This is a genomic window from Variovorax sp. P1_G12 (assembly GCF_056405555.1).
In genome coordinates, this window is the sequence record NZ_JBFUBW010000025.1 from 20619 (window position 1) to 35281 (window position 14663).

At 67.7% G+C, this 14663-nt stretch carries 15 protein-coding genes; 9 read left to right on the forward strand and 6 right to left on the reverse strand.

Features of this window, described 5'->3' with window-relative positions; translation table 11 throughout:
- Positions 1-4: 4 nt before the first annotated feature.
- On the reverse strand, positions 5-1024 hold the full coding sequence (gene galE / locus AC1D2O_RS25295) for a UDP-glucose 4-epimerase GalE (RefSeq protein ID WP_478087776.1): 1020 nt from the start codon (positions 1022-1024) through the stop codon (positions 5-7).
- A gap of 121 nt (positions 1025-1145) precedes the next feature.
- Here galE and slmA point away from each other — a divergent pair, with 121 nt between their 5' ends.
- Both slmA and katG read left to right on the forward strand, forming a co-directional pair.
- Complete coding sequence (gene slmA / locus AC1D2O_RS25300) at positions 1146-1793, forward strand: nucleoid occlusion factor SlmA (protein ID WP_478087777.1); 648 nt, start codon at positions 1146-1148, stop codon at positions 1791-1793.
- Between the two features lie 139 nt (positions 1794-1932).
- Complete coding sequence (katG, locus tag AC1D2O_RS25305; RefSeq protein ID WP_478087778.1) at positions 1933-4185, forward strand: catalase/peroxidase HPI; 2253 nt, start codon at positions 1933-1935, stop codon at positions 4183-4185.
- Positions 4186-4236: 51 nt separating this feature from the next.
- Here the strand turns inward: katG and AC1D2O_RS25310 are convergent, their stop codons facing one another.
- The 5 genes from AC1D2O_RS25310 to AC1D2O_RS25330 form a co-directional block, all read right to left on the reverse strand.
- Positions 4237-4641: a YjjA family protein gene (locus tag AC1D2O_RS25310; protein ID WP_478087780.1), complete on the reverse strand. Its 405-nt coding sequence runs from the start codon at positions 4639-4641 to the stop codon at positions 4237-4239.
- Positions 4642-4738: 97 nt separating this feature from the next.
- Positions 4739-5797: a malate/lactate/ureidoglycolate dehydrogenase gene (locus tag AC1D2O_RS25315; protein ID WP_478087782.1), complete on the reverse strand. Its 1059-nt coding sequence runs from the start codon at positions 5795-5797 to the stop codon at positions 4739-4741.
- A 5-nt stretch (positions 5798-5802) separates the two neighbouring features.
- On the reverse strand, positions 5803-6732 hold the full coding sequence (locus AC1D2O_RS25320; RefSeq protein ID WP_478158101.1) for an SMP-30/gluconolactonase/LRE family protein: 930 nt from the start codon (positions 6730-6732) through the stop codon (positions 5803-5805).
- A gap of 16 nt (positions 6733-6748) precedes the next feature.
- Positions 6749-8275 carry a UxaA family hydrolase gene (locus AC1D2O_RS25325; protein ID WP_478158102.1) on the reverse strand — a complete coding sequence of 509 codons (1527 nt, stop codon included), beginning with the start codon at positions 8273-8275 and terminating at the stop codon, positions 6749-6751.
- Positions 8276-8462: 187 nt separating this feature from the next.
- Positions 8463-9167 (reverse strand): FadR/GntR family transcriptional regulator, encoded by a 705-nt coding sequence (locus AC1D2O_RS25330; RefSeq protein ID WP_478158103.1) that lies wholly within the window; start codon positions 9165-9167, stop codon positions 8463-8465.
- 141 nt (positions 9168-9308) lie between these two features.
- On the opposite strand from AC1D2O_RS25330, the gene AC1D2O_RS25335 reads away from it, so the two are divergent.
- From AC1D2O_RS25335 to AC1D2O_RS25365, 7 genes are read left to right on the forward strand one after another with little or no spacing between them, the layout of a single operon-like run.
- The gene (locus AC1D2O_RS25335) at positions 9309-10043 is read left to right on the forward strand and encodes an SDR family oxidoreductase (protein WP_478089620.1); all 735 of its coding nucleotides are present in this window, start codon (positions 9309-9311) and stop codon (positions 10041-10043) included.
- A complete protein-coding gene (locus AC1D2O_RS25340) occupies positions 10040-10786 on the forward strand; it encodes an SDR family NAD(P)-dependent oxidoreductase (protein ID WP_478089621.1) in 747 nt (248 codons plus the stop codon). The genes AC1D2O_RS25335 and AC1D2O_RS25340 overlap by 4 nt, the downstream gene beginning before the upstream one ends.
- 18 nt (positions 10787-10804) lie before the next feature.
- Entirely contained in the window at positions 10805-11656 is an 852-nt protein-coding gene (locus AC1D2O_RS25345; RefSeq protein WP_478089622.1) for a fumarylacetoacetate hydrolase family protein, read from the forward strand.
- A gap of 19 nt (positions 11657-11675) precedes the next feature.
- A complete protein-coding gene (locus AC1D2O_RS25350; RefSeq protein ID WP_478089623.1) occupies positions 11676-12359 on the forward strand; it encodes an amino acid ABC transporter permease in 684 nt (227 codons plus the stop codon).
- Complete coding sequence (locus AC1D2O_RS25355; protein WP_478158104.1) at positions 12356-13003, forward strand: amino acid ABC transporter permease; 648 nt, start codon at positions 12356-12358, stop codon at positions 13001-13003. The genes AC1D2O_RS25350 and AC1D2O_RS25355 overlap by 4 nt, the downstream gene beginning before the upstream one ends.
- The gene (locus AC1D2O_RS25360) at positions 12987-13715 is read left to right on the forward strand and encodes an amino acid ABC transporter ATP-binding protein (protein ID WP_478089625.1); all 729 of its coding nucleotides are present in this window, start codon (positions 12987-12989) and stop codon (positions 13713-13715) included. The genes AC1D2O_RS25355 and AC1D2O_RS25360 overlap by 17 nt, the downstream gene beginning before the upstream one ends.
- A gap of 54 nt (positions 13716-13769) precedes the next feature.
- A complete protein-coding gene (locus tag AC1D2O_RS25365; RefSeq protein WP_478158105.1) occupies positions 13770-14588 on the forward strand; it encodes a transporter substrate-binding domain-containing protein in 819 nt (272 codons plus the stop codon).
- The last annotated feature ends 75 nt before the right edge of the window (positions 14589-14663 follow it).

The window sequence follows — 14663 nt, forward strand, 5'->3', positions numbered from 1 at the left end:
GCGCTCAGTCCTCGTAACCTCTGGGATTCGCTTGCTGCCAGCGCCAGCTGTCAGCGCACATCTGGTCCAGCCCGCGCCCGGCCTTCCAGCCTAGCGTGGCCTCGGCCAGCGACGGATCACCCCAGCAAGCCGGCACGTCGCCGGCGCGCCGCGGGCCGATCTCGTAGGCGATGCGCCGGCCGCTGGCCCGTTCGAAGGCCTTCACCACGTCGAGCACCGAGACGCCCCGGCCGGTGCCCAGGTTCAGGGTGGTCAGCCCCGGCTGCCGCTCGGTATGGCGCAGCGTCGCCACATGCCCCTCGGCCAGGTCCATCACGTGCACGTAGTCGCGCACGCCGGTGCCGTCGGGTGTCGGGTAGTCGCCGCCGTGCACCGCGAGCCTGTCGCGCAGGCCCACCGCGACCTGGCAGACAAAGGGCATCAGGTTGTTCGGTTTGCCTTGGGGGTGCTCGCCGATCAGGCCGCTCTCATGCGCGCCCACCGGATTGAAATAGCGCAGCAGCGCGATGCGCCAGCTCGGGTCCGAGCGCTGCAGGTCGCCCAGCGCTTCCTCGACCATCAGCTTCGAGCGGCCATAGGGACTGGCCGGCCGCGTGGGGGCGTCTTCCGGGATCGGCGACCGGTCGGGCTCGCCGTAGACGGTGGCCGAGGACGAGAAGATCAGCGTCCGCACGCCGGCCGCCTGCATCGCGGCGGCGAGTACGAAGCTGCCGTGCACGTTGTTGTCGTAATAGCCGATCGGGTCGGCCACCGAATCGCCCACGGCCTTGAGGCCGGCGAAATGGATCACGCCGGCGATCGGCTGTTCGGCAAAGAGCCGGTCGAGCAGCGCCCGGTCGCGCACGTCGCCTTCGATGAAGCGCGGCGCGCTGCCACTGATGCGCGCCAGCCTGTCGAGCACCCGCAGGTCGCTGTTGCCCAGGTTGTCCAGCACCAGCGGCGCGTAGCCCGCTTCGGCCAGCGCCACGCAGGTGTGGCTGCCGATGAATCCGGCGCCGCCGGTCACGAGGATGGTCTTGTTCATCGTCTCTCTCGCCATTCGGTCGAAAATGTCTGTCGATTCTGCGCGACAAGCAGGGCTTGCCCGGTTGGCGCCCGCTCACGTCCGTGTGCGAGAATCATTTTTTTACATTTTGCACGCGCCCATGCAGAACGATGATGAGCCGAGCGCCTCCGGCGCCACAAGCACTTCAGAACCGGTGGCCGCACCGACCCGCAAGCGCCCCAAGCCGGGCGAACGGCGCGTGCAGATCCTCCAGGCCCTGGCGGCCATGCTGGAGCAGCCGGGCGCCGAGCGCGTGACCACGGCGGCACTCGCTGCCAGGCTCGACGTCAGCGAGGCCGCCCTGTACCGCCATTTCGCCAGCAAGGCGCAGATGTTCGAGGGGCTGATCGACTTCATCGAGCAGAGCGTCTTCACGCTGGTCAACCAGATCGTCGAGCGCGACGCCCCGGGCCACGAGCAGGCTGCGCACGTCGTCACGATGCTGGTGCAGTTCGCCGAGAAGAACCCCGGCATGACCCGCGTGATGGTGGGTGATGCGCTGGTGTTCGAGAACGAGCGCCTGCAGAACCGCATGAACCAGTTCTTCGACAAGATCGAGGCGACGCTGCGCCAGGCCCTGCGCGGCGCGGCGGCGGTCGATGGATCGGCCACGCCGAGTGTCGATGCCCAGGTGCGGGCCTCTGCGCTCACGGCCTTCGTGGTCGGGCGGCTGCAGCGTTTTGCGCGCTCCGGCTTCCGGCGTGCGCCCTCCGAATATCTGGACGCCTCGGTCGCGCTGATGCTTTGAGGCGGTGAGCCGATTCCGGCGCCCAGGGGGGCGCCGGCGCGCGCTATGGGCGAGATCGGCAATCCCTATTCGAGCCATGCCGGTTCTGCCACAGAATCCAACTCCTTTCACACTTGAAAAAGAACAGAGGAGTTCGAGGATGAGCAACGAAAAGACAGAGGCGAAGTGCCCCTTCAGCCAGGCGGCAGGGACTGGCACGACCAACCGTGACTGGTGGCCCGGACAGTTGCGCGTGGATCTGCTTCATCAACACTCGTCGAAGTCCGATCCCATGGGCGAGGGCTTCGACTACGCGGCGGAATTCAAGAGCCTCGACCTGGCCGCCGTGAAGAAGGACCTCGCCGCCCTGATGACCGACTCGCAGGATTGGTGGCCGGCCGACTTCGGTCACTACGGTCCCTTCTTCGTCCGCATGGCGTGGCACAGCGCCGGCACCTACCGCATCGGCGATGGGCGCGGGGGCGCCGGCCGCGGCCAGCAGCGTTTCGCGCCGCTGAACAGCTGGCCGGACAACGTGAGCCTCGACAAGGCGCGCCGCCTGATCTGGCCGATCAAGCAGAAGTACGGCAGGAAGATCTCGTGGGCCGACCTGATCATCCTCACGGGCAACGTCGCGCTCGAAACCATGGGCTTCAAGACCTTCGGCTTTGCCGGCGGACGCCCCGATGTGTGGGAGCCTGATCAGGACGTGTACTGGGGTCGCGAGTCGACGTGGCTCGGTGGCGACCTTCGCTACTCGAAAGGGTCGCCCGGCGTCGACGAGGGCCACGCCGTGCTCCCGAAGGACGACGACAGCCAGGTGGCGCATGCGCGCGACCTCGAGAACCCGCTCGCTGCGGTGCAGATGGGTCTGATCTATGTCAACCCCGAAGGACCGGACGGCAAGCCCGATCCGGTGGCCGCGGCGCAGGACATCCGCGACACCTTCGCCCGCATGGCGATGGACGACGAGGAAACCGTGGCGCTGATCGCCGGCGGCCACACGTTCGGCAAGACGCACGGCGCGGCCGAGGCGAGCCATGTCGGGCACGAACCCGAAGCCGCCGGCATCGAGGACCAGGGCCTCGGGTGGAAGAGCAGTTTCGGCACCGGTCGCGGCGCCGATACGATCAGCAGTGGCCTGGAAGTCACCTGGACCACCACGCCGACGAAGTGGAGCAGCAACTTCTTCTGGAACCTGTTCGGCTACGAGTGGGAGTTGACGAAGAGCCCGGCCGGTGCGCACCAGTGGGTCGCCAAGGGCGCCGGCGCGACGATCCCGCATGCCTTCGATCCGTCGAAGAAGCTCGTGCCGACCATGCTGACGACCGACCTGTCGCTGCGCTTCGACCCGGCCTACGAAAAGATCTCGCGGCGCTTCATGGAGAACCCCGACCAGTTCGCCGACGCCTTCGCCCGCGCCTGGTTCAAGCTCACCCATCGCGACATGGGGCCGCGCGCGCGCTACCTCGGGCCGGAGGTACCCGCCGAAGAACTGATCTGGCAGGACCCGATCCCCGCAGTCGACCATCCCCTGGTCGAAGCGCAGGATGTCGAGGCCCTCAAGAAGAAGGTGCTGGCCTCGGGCCTGACCCCGGCGCAGCTCGTCTCGACGGCCTGGGCGTCGGCATCCACCTTCCGCGGCTCCGACATGCGCGGCGGTGCGAACGGCGCACGGATTCGCCTGGCACCGCAGAAGGATTGGGCCGTCAACGAGCCCGAGCAACTGGCCAAGGTGCTCCAGGTGTTCGAGGGCATCCGCAGCGAGTTCAACGCAGCCCAGAGCGGCGGCAAGAGGATCTCTCTGGCCGACCTGATCGTCCTGGCCGGTGACGCGGGCGTGGAGCAGGCTGCCCGCGACGGCGGCCGGGAGATCCGCGTGGCCTTCACGCCGGGGCGCACGGATGCCTCGCAAGCGCAGACCGACGTGCCCTCGTTCGCGCCGATGGAGCCTTACGCGGATGGTTTCCGCAACTTCGCGAAGGGCCGCTACAGCGTTCCCGCGGAAGTGCTGCTGCTCGACAAGGCGCAACTGTTGACCTTGACTGCGCCGGAGACGGCGGTGCTCGTCGGTGGCCTGCGCGTGCTCGGTGCCAATGTCGGGCAGTCCCGGCAAGGTGTCTTCACCACCAGGCCGGGCAGCTTGAGCAACGACTTCTTCGTCAACCTGCTCGACATGGGCACGGAGTGGAAGCCGGTCGCGGGACGCAGCGATGCGTTCGAAGGGCGCGACCGCAAGTCGGGCAAGCTCAAGTGGACCGGGACCCGCGCCGATCTGGTGTTCGGGTCGAACGCGCAACTGCGCGCCGTCGCCGAGGTCTACGCCAGCGCGGACGCAGGGGCGAAGTTCGTCGATGACTTCGTGGCGGCATGGACCAAGGTGATGAACCTCGACCGGTTCGACATCGGCTGAGTCGGCGCGTGCTTTCGCGGCGTGCCCGGGCCGGCGCCGGGCCGCGGGGGCCTACAACATCCCCTTGGCCTGCTTGAGCACGAAGTCGCAGGCCTTGCGCGTGACTTCCTGCTTCAGGCCGCCGCCGGTCAGATCCATCTTCTTGCCGTCGCTGGTGGTCAGGATGCCCTGGGAGCCGTCGACGTAACCGGGGTCGGAGGCCGGCTTGCCGCCCGGGATCTTGCCCATCAGCTGGTCCTTGATGCCCGAGGCGCCATCGACGCTCAGGTAGTTGTTCTTGAGGCAGTACTCGATCACGCCGGCTGCGTTGCCGAGACTGCCCGAGGCCATCGAGCCGGACGCGCCGCCGGCCAGCCCCTTGAGCATGTCCAGTGACTGGGCCTGCGCCAGGCCCGCGCTGCCGAGCAGCAGGGCGATGGCGCTGACGCGCATGAAGCGTTGACGGACAGTGTTCATGGTCGATTCCTTGAAGCGTTGAGGCGCGTTGGGGAAACCATAGCGCAAGCCCGAGGCCCGGCTGCGACGACATTGAAACAGTTGGTGGTCGGCGCGCTCAGCCGACCGTGACACCGACCTTCCGTCCCGCCTCCACGATCTCGCCCCAGGTCGCGTCGTCGAGCCAGATGCCCTCGCGTTCGCGCGTCGCGCGCGCCTTTCGCTCGGGCTCGCCCGCGATCTGCACCGCATCGAATCCAGCCCCCGCCGGGCTTTGGCGCAGCCAGTCGATGAAGGCCTTCGCCTCCTGCTCGAAACTGGCCTGGGTGCCGAGCTTGGCGGGGTCGATCAGCACCACCAGCATGCCGTTCAGCACGGTGCGCGCGGTGTCGGCCGGACGATGCCAGGTGCCGCCACCGGTCAGCGCGCCGCCGAGCAGTTCGCAGGCCACGGCCATGCCATAGCCCTTGTGCTCGCCGAAGGTCATCAACGCGCCGAAGAGGCCGTTGCTCTGCGGCACCACGACCACGCCGGGATCGTCGGTCGGCGCGCCGTGCTCGTCGATCAGGTGTCCGGGCGGCACGCGCTCGCCCTTGTTGTAGGCCACGCGCATCTTGCCCTGCGCCACCCGGCTGGTCGCGAAGTCGAGGATGAAGGGCTCGGCCCCCGCGAGCGGCACGCCGATGCAGCAGGGGTTGGTACCGAAGCGGCCATCGCCACCACCCCAGGGCGCGACCACCGGCCGCGACAGCACATTGACGAAGTGCATCGCCACCAGGCCCTGGGCCACCGCCATCTCCGCGAAGTGGCCGATGCGGCCCAGGTGATGCGCGCTGGCGAGCGACAGGATGCAGCTGCCGAGCTGCTTCGCACGCGCGATGCCGAGTTCCATCGCCTGCACGCCGACGATCTGCCCGTAGCCGTGCTGGCCATCGAGCGCGAGCATCGCGCCGGCATCGAGATTGATCTTCACCGAGGCATTGGGAACGAGTCCGCCTTCGGCCACCGCGTCGACATAGCGCGGCAGCATGCCGACGCCATGCGAATCGTGGCCGCTGAGGTTGGCCAGCACCAGGTTGGCGGCGACCTGCTCGGCCTCGGGCGGCGCGCTGCCCGCCGCCGCCAGGATGCGGGCGACCTGTGTTCGAAGGGTGCCGGGGTCCAGTGTGGTCGACATGTGGTTCAAGCTCCCTTGGCGTTGAGGGTGATGGCGTAGAGCGAACGGGTGGCGCAGATGAAGAGCCGGTTGCGCTTGGGGCCGCCGAAGCAGACGTTGGCGGCCCGCTCCGGCAGCAGGATCTTGCCGATCAGGCTGCCATCGGGGTCGTAGGCGTGCACGCCGTCGGCGGCGCTGGTCCAGATGCGGCCTTGGGTGTCGAGCCGGAAGCCGTCGAACAAGCCGTTGGTGCATTCCGCGAACAGGCTGCCCGCGCCCAGGCGCCGGCCATCGCTCGCGAGCGCGAAGCGGCGGATGTGGCGCGGCCCGTCGGCGGCGTGGCTGGCGCCGGTGTCGGCGATGTAGAGCATCGACTCGTCGGGCGAGAAAGCCAGTCCGTTGGGCTTGACGAAATCGTCCGCGACGAGCTCGACCGCGCCGCTTGCGGGATCGATGCGGTAGACGTTGCAGGCGCCGATCTCGCTCTCGGCGCTCGATCCTTCGTAGTCGCTCAGGATGCCGTAGCTCGGGTCGGTGAACCAGATGCCGCCGTCGGAGTGCACCACGACGTCGTTGGGCGAATTCAGGCGCAAGCCACGCCAGTGCGAGGCCAGCACCGTGAGGCTGCCGTCGTGCTCGGTGCGCGTCACGCGCCGCGTCAGGTGCTCGCAGCTGACCAGCCGGCCTTGGCGGTCGACCGTGTTGCCGTTGGAATGGTTAGCCGGCTCGCGGAACACCGCGACCGTGCCGTTGCGCTCGTCGAGCCGAAGCATGCGGTTGTTGGGGATGTCGGACCAGACGAGGATGCGATGGGCGCCGAACCAGGCCGGGCCCTCGCACCAACGTGCGCCGGTCCAGAGCCGTTCGACCTGCTCGGGCCCGGGCACCAGGCGGTTGAAGCGCGGATCGAGCTTTTCGAAGCCCGTGCCGTCGAGCGCGCCGAAGGGTGCTTGCATCGCTGGTGCCATGGCCCTACATCACCGCGCCGACCTGCCAGGGCACGAACTCGTTCTGCCCGTAGCCGTGGCGCTCGCTCTTCGAGGGTTCGCCCGATGCGGTCGCCAGCACCAGCTCGAAGATCCGCTGGCCCATTTCCTGGATCGACACCGTGCCTTCGACGATCTCGCCGCAGTTGATGTCCATGTCTTCTTCCTGCCGCTGCCACAGCGCCGAGTTGGTCGCCAGCTTGAGCGAGGGCGAGGGCGCGCAGCCGTAGGCCGAGCCGCGGCCGGTGGTGAAGCAGATCATGTTGGCGCCGCCCGCCACCTGGCCGGTCGCGCTCACCGGGTCGTAGCCGGGCGTGTCCATGTAGACGAAGCCGTGCGCGGTCACGGGCTCGGCGTATTCGTACACCGCCTCGAGGTTGCTGGTGCCGCCCTTGGCCACCGCGCCCAGCGACTTCTCGAGGATGGTCGTGAGCCCGCCGGCCTTGTTGCCGGGCGAGGGGTTGTTGTTCATCTCGCCTTCGTTGATGGCGGTGTAGTGCTCCCACCAGCGGATGCGCTCGACCAGCTTCTCGCCCACTTCGCGCCGGACCGCGCGGCGCGTCAGCAGGTGCTCGGCGCCGTAGACCTCGGGCGTCTCCGACAGGATCGCGGTCCCGCCGTGCGCGACCAGCAGGTCGACCGCCGCGCCCAGCGCCGGGTTGGCGCTGATGCCCGAGTAGCCGTCGGAGCCGCCGCACTGCAGTCCGATCGTGATGTGGGCCGCGCTCAGCGGCTCCCGCTTCACCGCGTTGGCGCGCGGCAGCATCTCGTGGATGAGCGCCACGCCTTTCTCGACCGTCTTGCGCGTGCCGCCGGTGTCCTGGATGTTGAAGACGCGGAAGTTCTCGCCTTCGCTGAGATTGCCGGTCGCCAGCCAGGCGTTGATCTGGTTGGCCTCGCAGCCCAGCCCGACCACCAGCACCGCCGCGAAGTTGGCGTGCGTGGCATAGCCCGTGAGCGTGCGCTCGAGGATCTGCATCCCCATGCCGCCGGTGTCCATGCCGCAGCCCGTGCCGTGCGTGAGCGCGACCACGCCGTCGACGTTCGGGTAGTCCGCCAGCGCGCCCGGGTTGGTCTTGCGCGAGAAGTGGTCGGCGATGGCGCGCGCGGCCGTGGCCGAGCAGTTCACGCTGGTCAGCACGCCGATGTAGTTGCGGGTCGCGACCCGGCCGTCGGCACGGCGGATGCCCATGAAGGTGGCTTCGCGCCGCGCGGGTGCGGGCTTGACGTCGGCGCCGAAGGCGTAGTCGCGCTCGAAGTGGCCCTTGTCGGGGCCCATGTCGAGGTTGTGCGTGTGCACGTGCTCGCCGGGCGCGATCGGCTTGCTCGCGAAGCCGATGATCTGGTTGTAGCGGCGCACCGGCGCGCCCGGCGCGATGGCGCGCACGGCGATCTTGTGGCCGGGCGGGATCAGCCCGCGCGAGGTCACGTTCTCGACCTGCGTGCCGCCGAGCAGCTGGGAGCGGGCGATGACGACGTCGTCGGCCGGATGGAGTCGGATGAAGGGGTTCATGTGGGGATCCTTGTCAGTTTCTTACTGCGCCGTGCGCGGCCTGGGAGAGGGAGAAAGACCAGCCCCGGCCGGCGCAGCCAGGCCCGTCGGTGGAACACCGAGGAACCGGCTTTGCCGGGCCTCTGGTGTTGCCCCCGGCAGGGGGTGGGCGCCCGGACACGAAGTGCCGGGCAACCTGGGGGCGAGCTCATAGTTTTGCCCGGCGCCAACTCACGCTGAACCGTTGATGGGAACGGTCCATGTGTTCGTGCATTGCGGCGCGCGCGGCGTCGGGGTCGCGCGCCACGATGGCGGCCTGGATGGCGGCGTGTTCCGCGATCGCGCTCTGCCAGGATTTGTCCGTCTCGAAGTAGCCGCCGAGGCGCTTGAACAGGGGGCCGCTGCGTGAATCGAGAAAGCCCTGCACCGTCTCGGTCAGCACTGCGTTGCCGCTGGCTTGCACGATGGCGACGTGAAAGGCACGGTCGGCGTCGAGCGGCATCACGCCGCGTGCGGCGAGCTCGCGCATCTCGTCGAGTGCGCGAGCGATGGCGTCGCGATCGGCTCGCTTGGCCGAGAGGGCGGCGAGCGCGGCGGTCTCGCCCTCGATCACGCGACGGGCGCGGATCAGTTCGAGCGGACCCCAGCCCAGCACCTCGTCCGGTGCCGCCGTCCGCTTCGAGCGGTCGAGCACGTAGACGCCCGAGCCGGTGCGCACCTCGACCCGGCCTTCGACTTCGAGGGCGATCAGCGCCTCGCGCACCGAGGGTCGGCTGACGCCCAGTTGCTTGGCCAGGTCGCGCTCCGCGGGCAGGCGCGCGCCCACGGCGAATTCGCCCTTCGCGATCAGCGTGCGCAACTGGTCGGCGATCTGGCGGTAGAGGCGCTTGGGTTCGAGGGTCTGCAGCGGCACAGGAGTTTCGAAAGTTTAAGGGTTGTCCTTAATTGGACAAGTGGTAAGGCCAATTCAGAATACGGTCCGCACCGCTTCGCGGCCATCGGGCGAAACCCTGAACGCCCCGGCGCGCCGAATACATCATCACAAGGACATTCCATGCGACTCCAAGGAAAGACGGCGCTCGTCACCGCCGCCGGGCAAGGAATCGGCTACGCCAGCGCGATCGCACTCGCGGCCGAAGGCGCCCAGGTCTGGGCCACCGACGTGAACGAGACGCTGCTCGAACGCTATGCCGGCGTCGCCAACGTCCGCACCGCGAAGCTCGACGTGCTCGACAAGGCCGCCATCGCGTCGTTCGTGAAGACGCTGCCGGCGCTCGACGTCCTCTTCAACTGCGCCGGCGTGGTGCACAACGGCACGGTGCTGGATGCCGGCGATGCCGATCTGGAGTTCGCCTTCCACCTCAACGTGCGGGCGCAGTTCTGGACCATCCAGGCCGTGCTGCCCGGCATGCTCGCCGCCGGGCGCGGCAGCATCATCAACATGGCCAGCGTCTGCTCGAGCATGAAGGGGCTGCCCAACCGCTTCGTGTACGGGACGACCAAGGCGGCCGTGCTCGGCCTCACCAAGAGCGTCGCCGCCGACTACGTGACCAAGGGCATCCGCTGCAATGCGGTGTGCCCCGGCACGGTCGACACGCCGTCGCTCGGCGACCGCATCAACGCCAATGCCGACCCTGACGAGGCCCGCAAGGCCTTCATTGCGCGCCAGCCCATGGGCAGGCTCGCCCGGGCCGAGGAGATCGCACCCGTGGTGGTGTTCCTCGCGAGCGACGAGTCGGTGTTCGCGACCGGGCAGGCTTTCACGGTCGACGGCGGCATCACGATATGAACCGGCTCGACTTCGCCGGCCGACACGCGGTGATCACCGGCGGCGCGACGGGCCTCGGCTTCGGCATCGCTCAGCGGCTGCTGGCGTCGGGCGGCAGCGTCACGGTCTGGGACCGCGACGGCGAGGCTGCCACCAAGGCTGCATGGGCGCTCGGTGCCAAGGCCTTTGCGCTCGCGGTCGACGTCAGCCAGCAGCCCTCGGTCGCGAAGGCCGTCGCCGCCACGCTGGCGCAGGCCGGCCGCATCGATGCGCTGGTCAACAGCGCCGGCATCACGGGCCCCAACATGCGGCTCTGGGACTATCCGGTGGATGCCTGGCGGCAGGTCATGGACGTCAACCTGACCGGCGTCTTCATCTGCTGCCGCGAAGTCGTGGGGCAGATGCGCGCGCAAGGCTACGGCCGCATCGTGAACATCGCCTCGGTGGCGGGCAAGGACGGCAACCCCAACGCCAGCGCCTACAGCGCCAGCAAGGCCGGCGTCATCGCGCTGACCAAGTCGCTGGGCAAGGAACTGGCCGACACCGGCATCCGCGTCAACTGCGTCACGCCGGCGGCAGTGAAGACCGCGATCTTCGACCAGATGACGCCGGACCACATCGCCTTCATGCTTTCGAAGATTCCGATGGGCCGCTTTGGTACGGTGGAAGAGGTGGCTGCGATGGTCGGTTGGCTCTGCACCGAAGATTGCTCGTTTTCCACCGGTGCGGTGTTCGACTTGTCGGGCGGCCGCTCCACCTATTGATCTGAAAGAAAGGACAACATGAAACTCGTTCGCTATGGCAATCCCGGCAAGGAAAAGCCCGGCCTGGTCGATGACCAAGGCAAGCTGCGCGACCTCAGCGCGGTGGTCCAGGACATCGGTCCCGACCAGCTGGGCGATGCGGTGCTCGCCAAGCTGCGCAAGCTCAAGGTCGACAAGCTGCCGCTGGTCCGTGGCAAGCCGCGTTTCGGCTGCCCGGTCGCCAACGTCGGCAAGTTCATCGCCATCGGCCTGAACTATGCCGACCACGCGGCGGAATCCGGCATGCCGATCCCCAAGGAGCCGGTGGTCTTCACCAAGGCCGTCAGCTGCATCCAGGGGCCGAACGACCCGGTCATGCTGCCGAAGAATTCGGTCAAGGGCGACTGGGAGGTCGAGCTCGGCGTGGTGATCGGCACCCGCGCGCGCTATGTCTCGCAAAAGAATGCACTCGACTACGTGGCGGGCTTCTGCGTCATCAACGACGTCAGCGAACGCGAGTGGCAGCTCGAGCGCGGCCTGACCTGGGACAAGGGCAAGGGCTTCGACACCTTCGGCCCGATCGGCCCCTGGCTGGTCACGCGCGACGAAGTGCCCAACCCGCAGAAGCTCGCGATGTGGCTCGACCTCAACGGCAAGCGGGTGCAGACCGGCAACACCCGGACGATGATCTTCAACGTCGCCAAGCTGGTGAGCTACGTCAGCCAGCTCAACACGCTGGAGCCCGGCGACATCATCACCACCGGCACGCCGCCCGGCGTGGGCATGGGCATGAAGCCGCAACCCGTGTTCCTGAAGAAGGGCGACGTGATGACCCTGGGCATCGAAGGCCTGGGCGAGCAGCGCCAGGACGTGGTCGCCTTCAAGCTCTGAAAACGCCCCCGGAACGACAGTGAAGTATCAGTTCGATTTCGCGTCCGTGCTGGCGCAATGGCCGTTGCTGCTCGAGGGCGCGTGGGTCACGGTGCAGCTGTCGTTCCTGTCGACCGTGATCGGCTTCGGGCTCGGCGCGCTCTGCGCGGTCGGACGCGGCAGCCGCCATGAATGGCTGCGCCGGCTGGTCGGCGTGTATGTGGAAGGGATCCGCAACACGCCGCTCTTGATCCAGAGCTACTTCCTGATCTTCGGCCTGTCGAGCGTGGGCGTGACGATGCCGATCATGGTCGGCGCCGTGCTGGCGCTGGTGATCAACATCGGTGCCTACACCTGCGAGATCATCCGCGCGGGCATCGAGTCGATCCACAAGGGCCAGCTTGAGGCCGCCGACTGCCTCGGCATGTCGAAGCTGCAGGTGTTCTGGCACGTGATCCTGCGGCCCGCGGTGGAGCGCGTCTATCCTTCGCTCACCAGCCAGTTCGTTCTGCTGATGCTGGCCTCGAGCATCATGTCCTCGATCGGTGCCGAGGAACTGCTCGGCATCGCCAACCGCATCCAGTCCGACACCTTCCGCAACTTCGAGATCTTCCTCGTGCTGTGGGCGGTGTACCTGGCCCTGTCGTACCTGATGCGGCTGGGTTTCTGGCTCCTCGGCCAGATCGTTTTCACGCGCCGGCGCAAGCTCGGCACGCCGCTATGACGCACGAACAACTCACCTACCTGCTGCTGGGCGCGATCGGCACGCTGGAGCTGTCGGTGCTGACCTTCATCGCCGGCGGGCTCGCCGGCCTCGCCGTGGCGCTGGCGCGGATCGCTTCGGTGCGCGCCGTGCGCGTGGCTGCGGGCGCCTACATCCAGGTGATCCAGGGTACGCCGCTGCTGGTCCTGATGGGCCTGTGCTTCTATGGGCCGAACATCCTCGGCATCGGCTCGGTCCCCGCGCTGGTCGCCGCGGCGCTGGCGATGACCCTCTATTCGAGCGCCTTCCTCGGCGAGATCTGGCGCGGCTGCATCCAGTCGGTGCACAAGAGCCAGTGGGAAGCGGCCGAGTGCATCGGCCTCACGCGCTGGCAGCGCATGGTCAAGGTGGTGCTGCCGCAGGCGCTGCGCATCGCCACGCCGCCGACCGTGGGCTTCATGGTCCAGATCATCAAGAACACCTCGATCGCGTCGCTGGTCATCGGCTTCGCCGAGCTCTCGTACAACGCCAAGGTGCTGAACAACTCGACCTTCCAGCCCTTCATCTATTTCGGTGGCGCGGCGCTGCTGTATTTCGCGATGTGCTATCCGCTGTCGCGCTGGAGCCGCGGGCTCGAAAGGAAACTCAATGCAAGCCGTGGTTGAACTCGACCAGGTCCACAAGCGATTCGGTGCGCTGCATGTGCTGCGCGGTGTCTCGTTCTCGGTCACCAAGGGCCAGGTGGTGGCCATCATCGGCAAGAGCGGCTCGGGAAAGAGCACGGCGCTGCGCTGCATCGACCGCCTCGAGAGCGTCGACAGCGGCCGCATCGATGTCTGCGGACACGCGGTGCACCATGCGGCGCTCGACGTGCGCGCGCTGCGCCGCGACGTCGGCATCGTGTTTCAGAGCTACAACCTGTTTCCCCACCTGACGGTGCTGCAGAACATCACGCTCGGCCTGACCTCGGTCAAGCGGATGAACGCGGCCGACGCGAAGGCCGTCGCGATGGAGGTGCTGGCACACGTCGGCCTGGCCGAGAAGGCCGCCGCCTATCCCGAGCAGCTCTCGGGTGGACAGCAGCAGCGGGTCGCGATCGCCCGCTCCCTCGCGATGAAGCCGCAGGTGATGCTGTTCGACGAGGTCACCTCGGCGCTCGACCCCGAGCTGACCGGCGAAGTGCTCAAGGTCATCGAGAAGCTCGCCGAAGAGGGCATGACCATGGTGCTGGTGACGCACGAAATGGCCTTTGCCCGCGGTGTCGCCGACAAGATCATCTTCATGCACCAGGGACAGGTCTGGGAGGAGGGCGATGCCTCGATGCTGGCCGATCCGAAGACGCCCGAACTGCGCCAGTTTCTCGGCAACGGTCTCTGAGCGGACCGCGCCTTCAACGCCTTTCTTCCCACGCAACCACAAGGATCAAGAGACATGAACCGCTTTCAACAACGCCGCCTTCACCTGCTGCTGTCGGGCCTGATGCTCGCCGGCTCGGCGCTCGGCTTCGGCATCACTGCCCACGCCGACCAGCTCGACAGCATCACCGCCGCCAAGAAGATCCGCGTCGCGATCGACCTCGGCGTGCCGCCCTACGGCATGAAGGACGACAAGCTCAACTCCACCGGTTCCGACGTCGAGACCGCGCAACTGCTCGCGAAGGACCTGGGGCTCGAACTCGAGATCGTGCCCACCACGGGCGCGAACCGCATCCCGTTCCTGCAGACCGACAAGGCCGACATCGTGATCTCCAGCCTGTCGATCACGCCCGAGCGCGAAAAGGTCGTCGACTTCTCGGTCCCCTACGCCGGCATCTCGGCGGTGGTGGGCGCGCCCAAGAGCATGAACATCAAGAGCGCGGCCGACCTGTCGGGCAAGAAGGTGATCGCCACGCGCAGCACGACCAATGACCAGGAAGTCACCAAGATCCTGCCGAAGGACGCGACCATCGTGCGCTTCGACGACGATGCGACCTCCATCACCGCGATCGTGAGCGGCCAGGCCGACATCTTCGCGACCGCGCCGCCGCTGCTCAAGGCCATCAACGACAAGAGCCCGGCCAAGCAGATGGAAACGAAGTTCGTGATGAAGGTCAACATGCTGGCCGTCGGCTTCCGCAAGGGCGAGGACAAGCTCAAGGCGAAGGTCGATGCCTGGGTGCGCACCAACCTCAAGAACGGCAAGCTCAACGCGATCTACAAGAAATTCCATGGTGCCGACCTGCCCGACGAGGTGACCAAGTCCGGAGCATGAACCCCCACGCTCGTCGCTGCGTGTACGCGCTGCCCCCCGAGGGGGGCGCAGTCCGCCCTTGGGGCGGCCCGGCGC